16 protein-coding genes, 1 tRNA gene and 1 pseudogene are annotated in these 16,980 nt (G+C 41.4%); 13 read left to right on the top strand and 5 right to left on the bottom strand.

The features are described from left to right. The first annotated feature begins 79 nt into the window (after positions 1 to 79). Complete coding sequence (locus METHO_RS04640; RefSeq protein ID WP_048831234.1) at positions 80 to 814, top strand: FKBP-type peptidyl-prolyl cis-trans isomerase; 735 nt, start codon at positions 80 to 82, stop codon at positions 812 to 814. 100 nt (positions 815 to 914) lie between these two features. Next, a tRNA-Ser gene (locus METHO_RS04635) sits at positions 915 to 1,000 on the top strand. A 264-nt stretch (positions 1,001 to 1,264) separates the two neighbouring features. Here the strand turns inward: METHO_RS04635 and METHO_RS04630 are convergent. Then, on the bottom strand, positions 1,265 to 1,552 hold the full coding sequence (locus METHO_RS04630; protein WP_015324366.1) for a hypothetical protein: 288 nt from the start codon (positions 1,550 to 1,552) through the stop codon (positions 1,265 to 1,267). A gap of 394 nt (positions 1,553 to 1,946) precedes the next feature. Between METHO_RS04630 and METHO_RS04625 the strand changes: the two genes are divergently transcribed. Further along, on the top strand, positions 1,947 to 2,903 hold the full coding sequence (locus METHO_RS04625; protein ID WP_015324365.1) for a calcium/sodium antiporter: 957 nt from the start codon (positions 1,947 to 1,949) through the stop codon (positions 2,901 to 2,903). Between the two features lie 119 nt (positions 2,904 to 3,022). After that, a pseudogene (locus METHO_RS04620) lies at positions 3,023 to 3,379 on the top strand (transposase); the annotation flags it as partial. A 66-nt stretch (positions 3,380 to 3,445) separates the two neighbouring features. Here METHO_RS04620 and METHO_RS04615 read toward each other — a convergent pair. Then, positions 3,446 to 3,832, bottom strand: coding sequence for an NUDIX hydrolase (locus METHO_RS04615; protein WP_015324364.1), 387 nt, complete (start codon positions 3,830 to 3,832; stop codon positions 3,446 to 3,448). 721 nt (positions 3,833 to 4,553) lie between these two features. Between METHO_RS04615 and METHO_RS04610 the strand changes: the two genes are divergently transcribed. From METHO_RS04610 to METHO_RS04570, 9 genes are all read left to right on the top strand, one after another. Further along, complete coding sequence (locus METHO_RS04610) at positions 4,554 to 5,300, top strand: endonuclease NucS domain-containing protein (protein ID WP_015324363.1); 747 nt, start codon at positions 4,554 to 4,556, stop codon at positions 5,298 to 5,300. 617 nt (positions 5,301 to 5,917) lie between these two features. Further along, positions 5,918 to 6,079 carry a 4Fe-4S binding protein gene (locus METHO_RS04605; RefSeq protein ID WP_015324362.1) on the top strand — a complete coding sequence of 54 codons (162 nt, stop codon included), beginning with the start codon at positions 5,918 to 5,920 and terminating at the stop codon, positions 6,077 to 6,079. Next, positions 6,076 to 7,377: a phytoene desaturase family protein gene (locus METHO_RS04600; protein ID WP_015324361.1), complete on the top strand. Its 1,302-nt coding sequence runs from the start codon at positions 6,076 to 6,078 to the stop codon at positions 7,375 to 7,377. Before METHO_RS04605 ends, METHO_RS04600 begins: the two co-directional genes overlap by 4 nt. A gap of 33 nt (positions 7,378 to 7,410) precedes the next feature. Beyond that, a complete protein-coding gene (gene cofG, locus METHO_RS04595; protein WP_015324360.1) occupies positions 7,411 to 8,400 on the top strand; it encodes a 7,8-didemethyl-8-hydroxy-5-deazariboflavin synthase subunit CofG in 990 nt (329 codons plus the stop codon). Positions 8,401 to 8,488: 88 nt separating this feature from the next. Then, positions 8,489 to 9,628 (top strand): 5-amino-6-(D-ribitylamino)uracil--L-tyrosine 4-hydroxyphenyl transferase CofH, encoded by a 1,140-nt coding sequence (gene cofH / locus METHO_RS04590; RefSeq protein WP_048831232.1) that lies wholly within the window; start codon positions 8,489 to 8,491, stop codon positions 9,626 to 9,628. Next, entirely contained in the window at positions 9,609 to 10,685 is a 1,077-nt protein-coding gene (gene cofH, locus METHO_RS04585) for a 5-amino-6-(D-ribitylamino)uracil--L-tyrosine 4-hydroxyphenyl transferase CofH (protein WP_015324358.1), read from the top strand. Before cofH (METHO_RS04590) ends, cofH (METHO_RS04585) begins: the two co-directional genes overlap by 20 nt. Continuing rightward, positions 10,685 to 11,314 (top strand): 2-phospho-L-lactate guanylyltransferase, encoded by a 630-nt coding sequence (gene cofC, locus METHO_RS04580; RefSeq protein ID WP_015324357.1) that lies wholly within the window; start codon positions 10,685 to 10,687, stop codon positions 11,312 to 11,314. The genes cofH (METHO_RS04585) and cofC overlap by 1 nt, the downstream gene beginning before the upstream one ends. Before the next feature lie 100 nt (positions 11,315 to 11,414). Next, complete coding sequence (locus METHO_RS04575; RefSeq protein ID WP_015324356.1) at positions 11,415 to 11,588, top strand: indolepyruvate ferredoxin oxidoreductase subunit alpha; 174 nt, start codon at positions 11,415 to 11,417, stop codon at positions 11,586 to 11,588. Then, positions 11,585 to 12,793 carry an NAD(P)/FAD-dependent oxidoreductase gene (locus tag METHO_RS04570; RefSeq protein WP_015324355.1) on the top strand — a complete coding sequence of 403 codons (1,209 nt, stop codon included), beginning with the start codon at positions 11,585 to 11,587 and terminating at the stop codon, positions 12,791 to 12,793. Before METHO_RS04575 ends, METHO_RS04570 begins: the two co-directional genes overlap by 4 nt. Before the next feature lie 62 nt (positions 12,794 to 12,855). Here METHO_RS04570 and METHO_RS04565 read toward each other — a convergent pair whose 3' ends face one another. The 3 genes from METHO_RS04565 to dnaJ all read right to left on the bottom strand — a co-directional run bounded on the left by METHO_RS04565 (position 12,856) and on the right by dnaJ (position 16,940). Further along, a complete protein-coding gene (locus METHO_RS04565) occupies positions 12,856 to 14,289 on the bottom strand; it encodes a TrkH family potassium uptake protein (protein ID WP_015324354.1) in 1,434 nt (477 codons plus the stop codon). A gap of 12 nt (positions 14,290 to 14,301) precedes the next feature. Further along, positions 14,302 to 15,636 (bottom strand): Trk system potassium transporter TrkA, encoded by a 1,335-nt coding sequence (gene trkA, locus METHO_RS04560; RefSeq protein ID WP_015324353.1) that lies wholly within the window; start codon positions 15,634 to 15,636, stop codon positions 14,302 to 14,304. Positions 15,637 to 15,773: 137 nt separating this feature from the next. Continuing rightward, the gene (gene dnaJ / locus METHO_RS04555) at positions 15,774 to 16,940 is read right to left on the bottom strand and encodes a molecular chaperone DnaJ (RefSeq protein WP_015324352.1); all 1,167 of its coding nucleotides are present in this window, start codon (positions 16,938 to 16,940) and stop codon (positions 15,774 to 15,776) included. Between the last annotated feature and the right edge of the window lie 40 nt (positions 16,941 to 16,980).

Raw genomic sequence — 16,980 nt, 5'->3', positions numbered from 1 at the left:
AAAGTTCTTAAAGGCACAGGAGTATAGCAGAGACACTGTATACATAATTACATTCATCAAAGGAACAGAGTTGATATATGTGGCAATAGAGAAAGGAGATTTCATAAAGATAACATATACTGGAAGGTTCGAGGACGGACAGGTCTTTGACACTACTAGCGAGGAAATTGCAAAAGAGAATGGTATCTTCAATCCCCGTGGTATTTATGGGGGAGACGTTGTCATAGTTGGTTCCGGCCATACCATAAAAGGTCTGGATGAGGACTTTGTGGACAAGGAAGTAGGATACACAGGCACCCTGGAGATCCCTCCGGAGAAGGCTTTTGGTGTACACAACCCTGCTCTGGTGGAGTCTGTTTCCATCACCAAGGTTGCAACACAGCTTAAGGACACACGTGCATACCCGGGTATGGAGGTCGAAGTAGATGGCAAGAAGGGTGTTGTACAGAAGATCATTGGCCGCAGGCTGCGTGTGGATTTTAATCACTCTCTTGCAGGCCGGGCTGTAACCTACGAGTATACCATTGAAAAGAAGCTGGATGACTCTGAGGAAAAGGCCAGAGGTCTGCTTGCCCTGTACACCGGTGCATCGAACATGGATATGGAGATAACTCCGGAACTTATCCGCGTTATTATACCCATAGAGTTCAGTTTCAATCAGAGATGGCTTATTTCCAAGGGCCGTATAGCCCACGAACTCATCGAAAATCTGGGCATATCTAATCTGGAATTTGTTGAGAAATATCCCTATGCGCCAAATAAGGATGAATCCGAAGAGCCAGTAGCTTCTGAAGAAGTCGAAACCGAAGAGTAACACTCTTCGTTCCTTTATTTATCAGGCGCTATCGCATCTCTTATCAAAAGTCTTATATTCAAAAGTGGTATTAAGGATACCACACTCATTGGAACATATTGCTGAGGTAGCCAAGTGGACTACGGCGCCGGTCTTGAAAACCGGTAGTGCTCACGCGCTGCGGGAGTTCGAATCTCCCCCTCAGCGTAAATCTAATGGTTTAACGCTATCCCCTCACTGCTTATTTTGGTCTGCATTTTTTGGGGTTTTATACTACCTTATCTTGATGTAAGTGTATTTTGTATGTATCATATGTCACAAAGCTCAGTAGGGACTAAAGTTATCTTTCCTTAATTTAAATGTGTTTTCAAAACCCATTGTTCCGGTTACTTTCAATACCCTTAGCTCAGGCACTTATTACCCTACTTCCAAGTTCTGATAAAGTATCCAATCAATTGCACATCTGAACTATTATGTTTCTGTAATTTTATTATCCACAGATGTATATTCCACTGTTTTGTAAGGAGAGGGCATTTGAGCTATTTCCTCAGAAGAATGGATAAAGTGTTTCAGAGTAGCTATTGTGAGAATTTCCTCATTTGAAATCTGCTGGCCATGGAACAATTTCAGCTGAATTTTTTCCAGTTGCAGTGTTTTCTCAAATAATTCCAGTGCCCTTTCAGGAATGCTTATTCTCATCTCTTCTACTAACCATGACAATAGACTACTGGAGAGTTCGAGTTTTTGCTCGTTGTTCATTGATCTAATAAATGAAATTTTTATCCCCCACTTAAAAAATGCATATTATACGCATAAATGCTAACTAGCCCGGTCTATAATATCAGATGGCTATAAATAAATTGCTCTTCCAGAGCTCATTCCGGTTTCTTCGAGGGATGTCACGAAAAGATGAGCTTTGGCATCATATTTAATTCCTCAAAGATCACATCCGTGAGATCTTTTTCGAACACGTTTCAGGTTGCTGTATTGATCATCTTGATCTTTTTAACTTCGATCTCTTTCGGAGTTACTAATATTTTCTCGTTGATCTCGTCCAGCTGGGTCATATGCTGATGGATTTCGGGCAGGGGAATGTACAGTACCGTAGGTGATTCGATGATTTTATAATCATTGATATAGATGATGTAAAGCCATGATCGATTACATATTTATTCTGATAGGTCTTGCATTGTTATATCAGGGGGCAAACTGGTTCGTCGAAGGTGCCTCGTCTCTTGCTAAGCATCTTGGCATATCCTCCTTGGTAATAGGATTGACTGTTGTTGCATTTGGAACTTCCATGCCTGAACTCGTTGTTAATTTCTTTGCTTCCATTCAAGGTAACAGTGATGTAGCATTTGGTAATATAGTTGGAAGCAATATAATCAATTTACTGCTAATTCTTGGTGTAACCGGATTAATAGCTCCTTTAATTGTGCAAAAGCCAACCGTTTGGAAAGAGATACCTTTTGCTTTACTTGCTGTCCTTGTTCTGACAACCATGTCAAACAAAATAATGTTGGCCAATGATTCAGACAATATTCTTACGAGAGCAGACGGGATAATATTACTTTTTTTCTTTTCAATGTTTCTTTATTATATATTTGAAACTATCCGAAATAGCACAAATGAATCATCTGATAATATTAAGGAACACTCCAGCACAAAAATTTCATTTATGCTAATAGCGGGATTTATCTTTTTAGTAATAGGAGGAAAATTGACTGTGGATGGTGCTGTGTCGATTGCAAGGCAAATGGGAATAAGCGAGTTTCTCATATCTTCAACAATCGTTGCTGCAGGAACATCACTCCCTGAGTTAGTTACATCGGTTGCGGCAGCACTCAAAAAGGAGATGGACATCTCTGTTGGAAATATTGTCGGCTCAAATATTTTCAATATATTTTTTATCATGGGAGTTTCTTCAATAATATCTCCTCTAACGGTGCCAATTGGTATTAATGTAGACTTAATTATTCTAGCAATTGCAACATTGCTGTTCTTTATCTTCATGTTTATCGGCAAGAAGCATAAATTTGAAAGATGGGAAGCCCTAACTTTCTTGGCAATTTATGTCGGATATACCCTTTTTATCATAAACAGGGGGTAAGTTTTGAAAGGTCCTGGGCTCTTAAATCCAGACCTTTTCCTTAACATGGCATCCAAACTAAATTATTATAGTGCTGCAGCTTGTTATGAGGTCAGAGAAAGCTAGGATGCTGCTGGGGAATACATTCTCTGGTAAGGGAAGAACTAAAAGCAATAGCTATGATCCCTTTGAGAGAAAGGAAAAGGAAGAAGATAAAAGGCAAATATCGCAAAAAAATGATACAAGAGTTTGAGAAGGTATTGTATCATATTAGAAACCTGGCAGAAACTATGTTCTCAGTCATTAAAAGAAAATATGGTGAAGAAATAAAAGCAAGAGGATACTGGAATCAAGTAAAAGAAGTTAAAATCAAGTTATTGATACATAACCTTGACAGATATGTCAAGGTTAGATATATTGCTCAAGTGAGCATTTCTACAGAGCCATCTTTCACAGTATATAAAATATTGAGGCAATCATATTCTATATTAAAATAATTATAAAAGTCTTGTATATTCCATAGACTCTATGATCATCGACATTCAATCACTCACATGATCTATTTAAGGAGCCATGTATGATCCATAATAAATGTCCAATATTTTTTTTGTATTATTAGAAACCTCAAGATTACAACTTGGATTATAATACCCAATTCTGCTTATTTCGTTATGAGGGATTGGAGTACCCACTACTTTCATAAAGAATACTTTTGCTGCCATATATCTAAATAAAAACTTTACTTCTACTGGATAGACACCAAGTTCTTCTTTTACTTCTCTTATTGCCGACTCTATTTGCATTTCATGAGGTCGTGTACCTCCACCTGGAAGAAGGAATTTTGAATTTCTTTCAGCTACTACAATGATTCCCTTTTCAGTGTTGATTATCGCAGTTCCTCTTCTGCGGCCATATGCACTTTGGATACTATTCTCTCCGTTAATATTCATATATTCGTGTTCTATCCTATAGATTTATGGTAATTACAGAAACTTAGAAACTGAAAAAAGAATAGTATTAAAAATCAAAGACTGATGCGATTTATAATGACGTGTCTGCTGTAGTAAATGTTTTACAATCACTTTTTCTAAAGTTAAAAGTAACTATACTATTTCCTAGAAGGCCTAAAATAGACCACAATGCTATACCTGCAAAAAAATCGCTTTTGTTGATTCATCTGTCGTAAACATAACTACACCCTCATCTAAATTTTGGCGATCTTCACAACACATATCACTCTTATAGTTATGTTCTTTTCTCGATCGTAATTATATCTACACTAGATCCCTCTCTAGTGTCGTTCACTGAACACTATTGAACCCTTTTTTTTCCATAGCTAACGCTATTAGGAATGAAGTTTCTGTTAAAGGTGATTTTCTGAAAACAAAGCAGGTACTTGCTGATAGTTCTGTATTTTTGAACCATTATCTTATTCATTACAACACTGTGTAATCATTGTGCAATGCCTTTATACATCACATATGATACAGATTAAGTCATACTTCTTTTACATGAAGGTATTTAAACAAATGAATTACTAGGTGGTTTCATGAAGAGTTTGATGAAATCCTTTACAGTATATTGCAGATAAACTTATATGACAAAATGTATGTTCAATCATGTCCTCATGTAAGTGTCAGATGCATACCGGTCTAACAGGAAAGTTTGAGAATGATTACATATAGACTTTTTACAGCTGCTGAGGCAGAGTACAAGGATATTCTTTCCTATAATAATTTACTTGATGCTATTAAGGAAAAGCATGATATAGGGCATGAAAGTGTGGATATTGCAACTCTCAAAGATGAAGAAAAAGAGGAACTGATTGAGGATCTCAGGATAATAAGCAGGAAAAATGGGATTGGTGTTGTTAGCAAAGGCACTGGTGCTCTTCCTATTTCCCGCAGCAAAAAGCTAGGAAAAATATGTATACTGCTCCAGCTGGAAAATGAACAGATCACGAATGTTTATCCTCATGAGACCAATAAGAAGAGGACAGATATCGCTTCTCATTTGAACAGGGTGCTAAAAGCAAGCTGTCTGAATGATATAACGGACCATGGTTCCATTTCAGAACAGGATATTGCCAGAATGATCTCTACTTTCCCCGAACTTATAGAGGAAGGACTGGAGTTCATAGATACTGAGGTGGAGACAGAAGGGGGTAGGATAGATGTCGTATTCAAAAGCAAAAAGAATGAACATCTTTTGATAGAGATAGAAATCGAGGCCAGGGACAATGCCATAGGACAGGTACAAAGATTCATCACTTATTCAGAGAAATATAACGTCCCCCCGGAAAAGATCAGATTGGGAATCGTCTGTGCCCGGATAGCTGAAAGCCGCGTGAATGCCTGTATTGGTGCCGGCATAGAGGTCTATGTGCTCAGTCTGAAGAAAAAGACCCCAGACCTATGATAAATATTTAATGCACTATATGTAAAAAATGGGGGTTCATACCCCCGGTAAAGCTGTTCTTGATAATTACTTCTTTTTCTGTTCTTTTACAGGAGCCGGGGATTTTATTCCCTTCTTCTGTACATCCTTTCTCTGTTCCATTGTTTTCACCTCATCAAAGAATACTATTTGATCAATAGTATACAGTAAGTTTCAGCAATTACTTCCTTTTCTGTTCTTTAGCAGGTGCAGGGGTGTTTCCCTTCTTCTGTGCGTCTTTTTTCTGTTCCATCAATTTCACCTCCGTCCGGATAAATACCAATTTGCTAATAATATACGAACTGATTGACATAACGATCTATTCAGGTGTTACTCAATCCAGTTTATTATTTGTATTTATTATATATAAATCTAATTATAATTTCAGCTCGATTTACTTACCATAAAGAAAATTTTAGAAAAAAGAGAATTCTGATCAACTTTCTGTTTTTATGTCACAACAAACTTTAAATATCATTTCTATTTTAGTGTCCTTTGGTATTGAAAAGATAGGTCTGTAGAAGATCTCTGGAGATAATTATAACAACAATGTTTTTGTTCATTGAATGCTTCTATACTGGGTAAACGGTGTATAGCCAATGAAAATCGATGAAAGATGTGTTGGGTGCGGTCAATGCACTGCTTTCTGTCCAAAGAATGCTATTATTGTTAAAGGGAATGCCTGGATAACTGCAGATTGCATCCAGTGCAAAATATGTATAGCCTACTGCCCTATGAAAGCTATAGAGGAAAGTGTATGAAGGTTCTAGTGATCGGTGCAGGCCTCGGAGGTCTTCTTATTGCTGCCTGGCTCTCAAAGGAAGGCCACGAAGTGGCTGTTTTTGAGCGGCTCCCCATTACAGGTGGAAGGTTTACCAATATTGAATATAAAGGATTCCAGCTGTCTACGGGGGCTTTGCACATGATACCTCATGGTCCGACTGGTCCTCTTGGTACCCTGCTCAGGGACATTGGAGCAGCTGTAAAGATAATACGTGCCGATCCGATGGCTGTCATCCGTGTCCCAATAGAGAAAAATACCACAGATTACGTGCATGGTTATCAGGATATAGACTTCCATGATTTCAGAAAACGTTTTTCACTGATCAATAAGATAAAACTGGCGATCCTCATAACCACTACACGTATCTTCCCTCCGAAAAAGGGTTCAATGGAAGAGTGGTGTTCTAAGCACCTTAAAGAGGACTGGGCCATAAGGATAGCTGACTCTTTCTGCGGGTGGGCATTAAGCCTGAGGGCTAAAGACGTACCTGCAGCAGAAGTATTTGAGATCATTGAGAACATGTATAGATACAGTGGCTCCGGAGTACCTCTCGGCGGCTGTAAAGGAATTACTGACGCCCTTGTTGACGTCATATACTCCAGTGGAGGAACAATACAGACTTCTTCAGAGGTTTCCCGGATAATTATAGAAGATCAGAAAGCTGTGGGAATAATAGCTAATGGAAAAGAGTACCGTGGAAACATTGTGATAAGCGATACAGGTCATATAGAAACAAGCAGGCTATACGATACCAATGCACTGGACGTAGATACAGAAAAATATCTTACGTCCATCAAAGAACTAAAACCCTCAGCCGGCGTCAAGATCTGCCTTTCGTCGCAAGAATCTCTCATCGGCCATGCTGGTACCCTCCTGACACCTTACGCCCGCAGGGTCAATGGTATCAATGAAGTGACAAATATCGATCCATCTCTTGCACCTTCCGGAAAGCACCTGACAATGGCACATCAATGTGTAGAATGGGAAAAACTTGACCGGCTGGAAGAAGAAATAGACCTCGGTCTTAAGGACCTTTCCGAGATATTTGCAGGCAGAGATTACGAGATACTTCTCATTCAGTCATATTCCGGAGAATGGCCGGTGAATCGTTCGTCTTCCGGTACGGACCTTACCAATAGGACTCCCATAGAAGGTCTTTATGTAGTTGGAGATGGTGCAAAAGGCAAAGGTGGCATAGAAGTCGATGGTATTGCACTTGGTGTAAGAAATGCCATGAAAGATATCAGGAATTATGGCATTCAATCGATAGATTAAATTTATGGTAGCCTATATAGTCCAACGAAAGCCATGACAGATTTTATTACATTTTCTCGCAATGTATTCATACCCGTGACCAATGTCTGCAGGAATAAATGTGGATATTGCACTTTCAGGCGTGAGCCCGATGAGCCCGGATCATACTTCATGTCCCCAGAAGATGTTATCCCACTACTTAAAGAAGGAAACAAAGCAGGTTGTACTGAGGTGCTTTTTACATTCGGGGAATATGCCGAAGAGGTGCCCGAGTATAAGAAATGGCTTGAAGAACTGGGTTATTCTTCTAATGTGGAGTATGTGGTCGACCTTTGCAAACTGGCAATAAAGATCGGCCTTTTGCCGCATACAAATGCAGGTGTCCTGAACTACATGGAGCTTGAAGCCCTTAAACCCTGGAATGCAAGTATGGGTCTCATGCTGGAAACTACAGGCATGGTAGCTGCTCATTTGAATTGCCCGGGGAAACAACCTGATGTCAGGGTCAAGACCATAAAATATGCAGGTGAACTACAGATACCGTTCACAACTGGTATACTCGTGGGTATCGGGGAGACACTGGATGACAGGATAGATTCCCTGCAGTGTATTGCCAATATGCACGTGGAATACGGACACATCCAGGAAGTAATAATACAGAACTTTGTACCAAAGCCGGGGACATCCATGGAAAAACAATCCTCTCCTGAAATCGAGGAAATGGTACAGATAGTTTCCATGGCGCGGGAGATATTACCTGCCGATATAGCCATCCAGGTGGCTCCAAACCTGATAGATCCATATTTACTTGTCAAATACGGGGCTTCGGATCTGGGAGGCATATCTCCCACTACCATCGATTGGATCAATCCTGAAACAGAGTGGCCCACAGTGGATAACTTGCGAAGGTTGCTCAAAGATATATCTCTTAGGGAAAGACTGCCCATTTATCCTGATTACATAAACAAAGGATGGTACAGTAAGCACTTAAAGCCACTTATCAGGTCCATGGTTGATGATGAAGGTTATAGGCGATCCGGATGATAAAGAACGTTCTTTTATTTATTTAGATAATGCTTTATATTTTGAACCAATTGAGCATACTATTCCAATACACTGGTCTGGTCATATTATGATGTCAAAGATTGATGAAGAGCTGGTGGAAAGAGCCTACAATGGAAAAACCAGCATTGACGATGCGCTCTTGCTTCTGGATACTGAACCTTTCGAACTTTTTAGGTTTGCTGATAATTTACGCTACGAAGCAGTCGGTGACATTACCACCTACGTAGTGAACCGCAATATTAATTTTACCAACCGTTGTGTAGGAACATGTGGTTTTTGCGCCTTTAAAGAGAAAAACGGCTACATCCTGAGCACAGAGGAAATACTTGCCAAAGTAGAAGAAGCCCACAAAGCAGGTGCAACCGAAGTTTGCATCCAGGGCGGTCTCTTACCAAATGCTGGTCTTGAGCTATATACCGGCATCTTAGAAGCAGTGAAAGAAGCATATCCTTCAATTCATATACATGCATTCTCTCCCATGGAAGTTTATCATGCTGCAAGGACCAGTGACCTGAGCATCAGGCAGGTATTGAGTGAACTGAAAAAGTCTGGTCTTGGAACCATGCCAGGTACTGCAGCTGAGATACTTTGTGACCATGTGAGAAGAGAACTGTGTCCTGACAAGCTCCTAACAGCAGAATGGAGAGATGTGGTCACATCAGCTCATAGCACAGGTATCCGTACTACCTCTACAATGATGTATGGACACATTGAATCCTGGCAGGACAGAATAGAACATATGATGATATTAAGGGATATACAAAAAGATACAGGCGGCATCACAGAATTCGTACCCTTGCCATTCATGCCTTATAATAATCCCATCGGGAAAAAAATGATAGAGGAAGGGCACTATGCCACCACGGGGATCGATGATCTCAAAGTGTATGCACTCTCCCGTATAATCTTCCACAGACACATCAAAAACATCCAGACTAGCTGGGTAAAACTTGGAAAAAAGCTGGCTCAGGTGGCTCTCTATTGTGGAGCTAATGATCTTGGAGGGACGCTCATGGAGGAAAGCATCTCTACTGCAGCCGGTGCAAACAATGGCACCTCGATCTCGGTACAGGAGTTTGAATGGATGATCAAAGGGGCAAATCGGATCCCAAAACAACGGACAACTCTCTACGAGATAGATAATATGAGAGATACGTCTCTTGGCAACCGCCCAAGGGAGGCTGGCAATGCTGCCATTTATTCCTGAGGCTATGAAGGAGAAGGTCTATGAGGGGGAAATCACCCTCATGGATGCTCTTGAACTGGCAGAATTATCTCCTCTGATACTTTTTAATTTTGCAGATGAACTTCGTTCAAGTACTGTAGGTGATGTGGTCACATATGTTGTGAACAGGAATATATACATTACCAATATGTGCAGGGGCAACTGTGGTTTCTGTGCTTATCGTTCTGAAAAGGGATTTATGCTGGACATGGACCAGATACTTGAAAAAGTATCAGAGGCCAGCAAAGCTGGTGCAGTGGAAGTCTGTATCCAGGGAGGATTCCTACCGCAGCTTGACATAGACTACTATACTTCTGTTGTAGAGAATATAAAGGTAGAATTTCCAAAGATGAGCATACACGGCTTTTCTCCAATGGAGATCTTCTATGCATGCGGGAACAGTGACGTTTCCCTTGAGGAAGCCTTTGAAAGGCTTAAAGCAGCAGGTCTTGATACACTAACAGGCACTTCGGCAGAGATACTCTCTGACAGAGTACGCAGGATTATATGCCCTGGAAAACTGAGCACTGAACAATGGGTACATACTATAATGACAGCTCATCAGGCCGGACTTAAAACCAACTCCACTATAATGTATGGCCATGTTGAAACCCTCACAGAGCGTCTGAATCATCTCTTCATTCTGCGTTCCATACAGCAAAGGACAGGCGGGTTCACGGAACTGGTACCTTTGCCCTTTATGCCATATAATAACCCGATTGGTGAAAATATGCTCTCCCAGGGTAAATTTATGACCACAGGCATTGAAGATCTGAGGTTCTATGCTTTGGCAAGGATAATCCTTAATGGCCACATCGATAATATTCAGGCCAGCTGGGTCAAGCTTGGGAAAAAGCTTTCTCAGGTAGCGTTGCATTGCGGTGCCAATGATCTGGGCGGTACGCTGATGGAAGATAAGATCTCCACAGCTTCCGGAAGCACTAACGGAGAATATGTTGCGCCTGCTGAGATCGAATGGATCATCAGGTCTTCCGGAAGGATCCCAAAACAAAGAAATGCACTTTATGAAGGAATATGATGCGTGCTGTCATACCATACAAACAAGAAAATGCAAAATCAAGGCTTTCTCCTGTGCTCAGCCGGACAGAAAGGGAAGAATTCGTAGAATTGATGTTAAGAGATGTAGTGTGTTCCCTGAGAGAGGCAGGAGTGAAAGATATCGATATACTTGCAACGTTTAAATATAGTTCACTTTCAGATCTCGATGTGAATTTTGTGATCGACCCCGCTGATCTGAACGAATCCATCAATAAATATCTTAAGAAGGTTAATCAGCCAGTACTTATTATAATGGCAGATCTTCCTCTTACCAGGCCAGAAAAGATCAACGACATAATTAACTCTGAAGAAGATGTGGTGATCGTGCCTGGCAAAGGAGGCGGAACGAACATACTTTTTATAAAGGAGCCAGCTGGATTCTCTGTCTGTTATTATGGAATGAGCTTTCGTAACCACTGTAGTATAGCTAAATATCTGAACTGCTCATTGAGAATATATGATTCCTTCCTGCTGAGTACCGATATCGATGAGCCAAACGATATTGTGGAAATACTTCTGCATGGACATGGACTTTCCTTTGAATATGTGCAGAATAAGTTTGAACTGGAAAGTGGCAGAGCACGTGTAAAGCTTAACTGCCTTCATTGAGGATGATGTATCCCGAGGCTGTAAGCTACAAAAGATATAAGGCTGAATACATTATTAGAGTACGTTAAGTTATGCGATCTCAAATTTATAGGTGATAATTGTGTCCATTGAAGTGAACAGGTATAAATGTGGATATTGTGGTGCATGTGTGGGTGTGTGTCCGGCGGGAGCCCTGGAACTTGTGGAGACGTGGATAGAAGTGGATATGAACTGTTCCAGCTGTGGTCTCTGTGGCAAGATATGCCCCGTGGGGGCTATTAGGGTGATCAGATGAAAGATAATTACGATATCATCGTTGTAGGTGCCGGACCTGCTGGTTCAATTACAGCAAAAACCGCAGCCAAGAAGGGCCTTAGCGTGCTACTTATAGAAAAACGCCAGGAGATTGGTGATCCAGTAAGATGCGCAGAAGGTATCAGCAAAATAGCCTTGAAAAAGCATATCGAACCGGATCCAAGATGGATATGTGCCGACATGAAAGGATCAAGAATATTCTCTCCTGATGGCACGAGTGTACAGATGGCTGAAGAGATAGCCGGCGGAGAAGTCGGTTATGTCCTGGAAAGAAAGATATTTGACCGGGCACTTGTCTATGAAAGTGTAAAGGCAGGCGCCGAAGTCATGGTCAAGACCAGAGCTACAGGTCTGATTATTGAAAATGGATACGTATGCGGCATCAAAGCCATGCACCTTGGAAAGGAATATAAGATCCGGTCCAAGATAGTGATCGGTGCAGATGGTATGGAATCCAAGGTCGGCAGATGGGCAGGTATCGATACTTCTCTAAAACCTTCGGACATGGAGACCTGTGTGCAGTATCTTATGAGCGGTGTCAATATCGATCAGGAATACTGCCAGTTCTATGTGGGTAAGAAAATAGCACCTTGTGGCTATCTCTGGTTATTCCCTAAAGGCGGGAATATGGCCAATGTGGGTATCGGTATACTTGGAAGCGAATCTGGTGAAAAAAGAGCCATAGACTACCTCAATGAATTTGTAAAAGAAAAACTTCCGGACGCTTCTATTATTGAAATTGATTATGGTGGCGTACCTGTAAGTGGAACAGTTGAACGTACCATCGCCAATGGGCTCATGCTGGTAGGTGATGCAGCAAGGCAATCCGATCCAGTTACAGGCGGAGGTATCATAAATGCCATGGACGCAGGCGAGATAGCAGGTGAAGTGGCTTGTAATGCAATACTTGCGGGCGATGTTTCCATAAAATCTCTCCAGGAATATGAAGACCGATGGAGAGCAACGATTGGCAAGGCAATAGATAACGGTCTGATCGTCAAGGACCTTTTTGTGAAATTCACGGATGAAGAACTGAATTCTCTGGCGTATTCCTTAAAGGATGTGAACTTCAACAAAATGAGCCTTACTGACTTGCTATATGCACTTTTCAAAGCCAATAAAAAACTGTTGTGGGATTTGAGAGTGTTATTCAAGAATGTCGTGAAGAATGAAATGGACATGTAAAAGATTAACAAAATTGTAAGTTAAAAATACCAGTACTTAACTACATTAGTACTGGGTTCATTCTACTTTTTCCAGAACTCTGGTGTGAACATAACAATTACCGTGAATACCTCAAGTCTGCCTATCCACATATTCGCTATCATTATCACTTTAGCTAGTGCAGGCATACCGTTGAAACTTGCCATTGGTCCAACAAGATTGAATCCAGGACCAATGTTACCCAGAGTTGTAATGGATGCGGTGATAGAAGTGAGAATATCTACGCCCATAATAGAGATACAGAATGTACTTGCTATAAATACGAGGAAATAAATAACCACAAAGGATATGATTTCCTGCATAGTGTTTTCTGGAACTGTTTTTCCATTGAACTTGATAGGTTTTACTGCTTTTGGATGAACGGACCTGAACAGTTCCCATCTGGCATACTTCAATAACAATAGAATCCTTATTGCTTTTGGACCACCGGCAGTTGATCCGGCACACCCTCCGATGAACATTACAAGTAATAACACGATTCTCGAAGAGTCAGGCCACAAATTAAAATCCGTATTAGCAAAACCAGTAGTTGTGAGGAGAGATACCACCTGGAACAAAGCATAACGCAGACAAGTAAAGGGATCTGCACCTATATCTCGCCTCAATGCAAGGATCAGCACAGCAGTGGCCACAACAACAACTGCAGTGTAGAACTTGAATTCTTCATCTTTGAAGATTATTTTATGATTCACATAAAGTGTCCTGTACAGCAGTGCAAAATTTGCTCCTGCAATGAACATGAATAGTATAAGTATAGCTTCTATCAAAGGACTGTTAAAAGCTTCAATCCCCCGACCATAAGGAGAAAAACCTCCAGTGCCCATGGAAGCAAACATATGCGTAACAGCATCATAGGTTGACATGCCAGCCAGATGTAAAGCTGCAACTTCCAAGGCTGATAGCACTACATATACCATCCAGAGGATCTTGGCTGTATCCCTTATCCTGGGTTTTATCTTGTCCTCAGTAGGGCCGGGAGCTTCAGCACGGACAAGCTGCCTGCCTGCAATAGCTAATTTAGGAAGAATTGCAACAAACAAGACGATAATACCCATCCCACCTACCCAAATAATCATGCTGCGCCAGAAAAGAATGCTTTTAGAATGGCTTTCTATGTTATCAAGAATAGATGAACCTGTAGTTGTAAAACCCGACATAGTTTCAAAAAAAGCGTTAAGGGGAGATATACCCTCGACAATGAATGGGATAGCACCAAAAAACATAGCTGCCAGCCAGCTAAAGGCTACTATAGCAAAAGCTTCTCTGAGCTTCCAGTCGTCGTCTGACTTATAAGATGACCAGAGATAGATGCCTGTGATCTCTGTTAAACCTATACCGATAAGAAAAGGAAGAGGAGATTCATGATAATAAAAAGCCACGAGCAGGGGAACTATCATCATCATTCCCAGGAAACGCAGAAGAGTTCCCAATACGCTGAGTATGACCTTTTGGTTCATGTTCCACCTTTCTTATTTGAAAAGTTTTTCCACAGCTTCCAGAGCAGTGGGAAGAGCGAAAACTACTACCCTGTCATTTTCCTCGATAACATGACTGCCACGGGGGACTATGGTTCTTCCCTTGTGCACTATCATACTAACAATGGCACCAGCAGGGAATTTTACATCACGCAACGGTTTACCTACTATCTTTGACTTGCTCGAAGCAGTATATTCGATGATCTCAGCTTTTTGTCCTTCTATAGTAGTGATAGCCTCAATTCCTTTTCCCATGGTGAGTTTAAGCACCTCGTTGACTGTTGCTTCCCTGGGACTTACTGCACTGTCCACCCCGACCATTTCAAACAGAGAGATGTAATCAGATCTGTCCGACCTGGCAATAACTTTCTTAACACCCAGTTTTTTGGCTATCAAAGAACACAAAAGGTTCTTTTCATCACTATCCGTGACAGAAACGACCACGTCCATCTCATTGATTCCCTCATCCTTCAGCAGATTGATATCCGTTCCGTCACCATTCAATACAAGAACCCCCGAAAGTTCGTCTGCTATTTCTTCACAGCGATCCTTACGGGATTCAATGATCTTAATATCTGCCTCACTTTTACCGATGAGCTTCGCAAGATAAAAACCAACTATGCCTCCACCTATGATCATGACCTTACTGCGTCTGCCAACGACCTCTCCCAAAAGTCCCCTTATGTCCTTCATTGCAGAAGGTTGGCCGATAACAACTATATGATCGTTCTCCTGTATGGAATCCCCGCCATGGGGAATGATCACATCGTCTTTACGAAAAATAGCACTTACTATGCAACAATCAGCAAGATGCAGGTCTTTCATCATCTTATTGGCAAAATAACTTTCTTTGGAAACCACCAATTCCATCATTTCCACTTTTCCCTCTGCGAATGATTCAATATCAATGGCAGATGGTATTGCAAGTATCTGTGCGACTTCAGAGGCCATTGTAAGTTCAGGACATATCATCACATCGATACCGATACTGGTGCGTTTAGCTATTGGTTTATCAATATAGTCAGGATTACTGACTCTTGCCATTGTCTTAAGCTTATTTTTATCTCCTATAATGAGCTTGGAAGCCATACATGCTACAATGTTGACCTCATCGGAACCAGTGACAGCCATTAGGATGTCAGTCCCCTTAATAACCTGGGACAATATTGATGCATTCGCGCCATTACCCTGAATGACCTGAACATCCAGTTCATCGGCCCGTTTGCAGGCCTCTTCATCCTGTTCTATGACTATTACATCATTAGTAGCATACAGTGATTTTGCTATATGATAGCCTACTTCCCCTGCACCTATAATAACAGCTTTCATGAGATCCCTTTAGATTTATATTGCACGGTTCATATAAAAGTACGTGCATCTGAAGAATAGGCTCTTATGGTGTCATTGGCTTTAAATTTTACTAAAAAAAGAAGATAAAAATATTAGACCATCAAAAACAGCCAAAACTATGGATTAAAAGCATCCTTTACTTTCTCAAATATGCCAGAATGCTTGCTTTTTCCACCACTCTTCTTATCAATCTCATCGAACTTACGAAGTAACTCTTTCTGCTCAGAGTTCAGGTTCTTTGGTATCTGCACGATAACCTTGACAAGCTGGTCACCCTCGCCACTTCCATGTAAATGCGGTACGCCTTTACCTTTGAGTCGCAGAACAGAATGTGTCTGCGTTCCGGGTCTAATGGTCATCTTCACATTTCCGTAGAGTGTGGGAACAGGTACCTCATCACCCAAAGCCGCCTGTGCAAATGAAATTGGCAGCTCGTAGAGAATATCATCTCCTATGCGCTCGAAGGTCTTATGAGGTTGCACGTGCACCATTACATAAAGATCTCCTGATGGTGCTCCAGAACTTCCTGCTTCACCTTCTCCTCTGATCTTCAGGCGTAGCCCGTTATCAGCACCCTTTGGTAACTTCACAGAAAGTTTCTTTACTTTCTTGATCTTACCCGTGCCTTTACATGCAGGACAAGGATCCTCTATTATCTGGCCATTACCATTACATTTATTACAGACAGTCGTACTCATGAAACGGCCAAAAGGAGTATTGCGTGCACTGGTGATCTGTCCGGAGCCATGACATGCAGGACATGTTATTGGGTTAGTACCTACCTTTGCACCGGTCCCCCCGCAAGTTTCACAGTTCTCGGCCCTTGGGACATTGATGGTAGTTTCCACGCCATTGGCCGCCTCTTCCAGAGATATGGCCAGATCATAACGCAGGTCAGAACCTCTCATCGGAGCATTGCGCCTGCCCCTTCCGCCTCCGAATATATCGCCTGAAAATCCTCCAAAGCCGCCTCCGAATATACTGGATAAGATATCGCCCAGGTCTTCGAAACCTCTGAAATCAGCACCACGGAAAATGTCTTCCTGGGAATAGCGTCCATCTATTCCAGCGTGACCAAACTTATCGTACTGAGCCCTTTTTTCTTCATCCGAGAGCACAGCATAAGCTTCTGAGATCTCCTTGAATTTCTCCTCTGCATCCGGAGCCTTGTTCTTATCCGGATGATATTGCATTGCAAGCTTTCTGTATGCCTTTTTTATCTCGGCTTCAGTAGATTCCTTGGTAACTCCAAGGATCTCATAATAATCACGTGTAGTGGACATGAGAGACCCTGTATGTCAATATAAAATAAATAAGGTACGT

The organism is Methanomethylovorans hollandica DSM 15978 (genome assembly GCF_000328665.1).
Taxonomy (GTDB): Archaea; Halobacteriota; Methanosarcinia; order Methanosarcinales; family Methanosarcinaceae; genus Methanomethylovorans; species Methanomethylovorans hollandica.
This window is presented reverse-complemented; position numbering and strand designations above follow the sequence as displayed.

Excerpts from the sequence above, each read along its gene's own strand:
- cofH (WP_015324358.1), top strand. The coding sequence starts at position 9,609 with ATGCTGCCATTTATTCCTGAGGCTATGAAGGAGAAGGTCTATGAGGGG.
- dnaJ (WP_015324352.1), bottom strand. The coding sequence starts at position 16,940 with ATGTCCACTACACGTGATTATTATGAGATCCTTGGAGTTACCAAGGAA.
- cofG (WP_015324360.1), top strand. The coding sequence starts at position 7,411 with ATGACAGATTTTATTACATTTTCTCGCAATGTATTCATACCCGTGACC.
- cofH (WP_048831232.1), top strand. The coding sequence starts at position 8,489 with ATGATGTCAAAGATTGATGAAGAGCTGGTGGAAAGAGCCTACAATGGA.
- METHO_RS04625 (WP_015324365.1), top strand. The coding sequence starts at position 1,947 with ATGATCGATTACATATTTATTCTGATAGGTCTTGCATTGTTATATCAG.
- METHO_RS04605 (WP_015324362.1), top strand. The coding sequence starts at position 5,918 with ATGAAAATCGATGAAAGATGTGTTGGGTGCGGTCAATGCACTGCTTTC.
- METHO_RS04565 (WP_015324354.1), bottom strand. The coding sequence starts at position 14,289 with ATGAACCAAAAGGTCATACTCAGCGTATTGGGAACTCTTCTGCGTTTC.
- trkA (WP_015324353.1), bottom strand. The coding sequence starts at position 15,636 with ATGAAAGCTGTTATTATAGGTGCAGGGGAAGTAGGCTATCATATAGCA.
- METHO_RS04610 (WP_015324363.1), top strand. The coding sequence starts at position 4,554 with ATGATTACATATAGACTTTTTACAGCTGCTGAGGCAGAGTACAAGGAT.
- METHO_RS04570 (WP_015324355.1), top strand. The coding sequence starts at position 11,585 with ATGAAAGATAATTACGATATCATCGTTGTAGGTGCCGGACCTGCTGGT.
- METHO_RS04615 (WP_015324364.1), bottom strand. The coding sequence starts at position 3,832 with ATGAATATTAACGGAGAGAATAGTATCCAAAGTGCATATGGCCGCAGA.
- cofC (WP_015324357.1), top strand. The coding sequence starts at position 10,685 with ATGCGTGCTGTCATACCATACAAACAAGAAAATGCAAAATCAAGGCTT.
- METHO_RS04630 (WP_015324366.1), bottom strand. The coding sequence starts at position 1,552 with ATGAACAACGAGCAAAAACTCGAACTCTCCAGTAGTCTATTGTCATGG.
- METHO_RS04600 (WP_015324361.1), top strand. The coding sequence starts at position 6,076 with ATGAAGGTTCTAGTGATCGGTGCAGGCCTCGGAGGTCTTCTTATTGCT.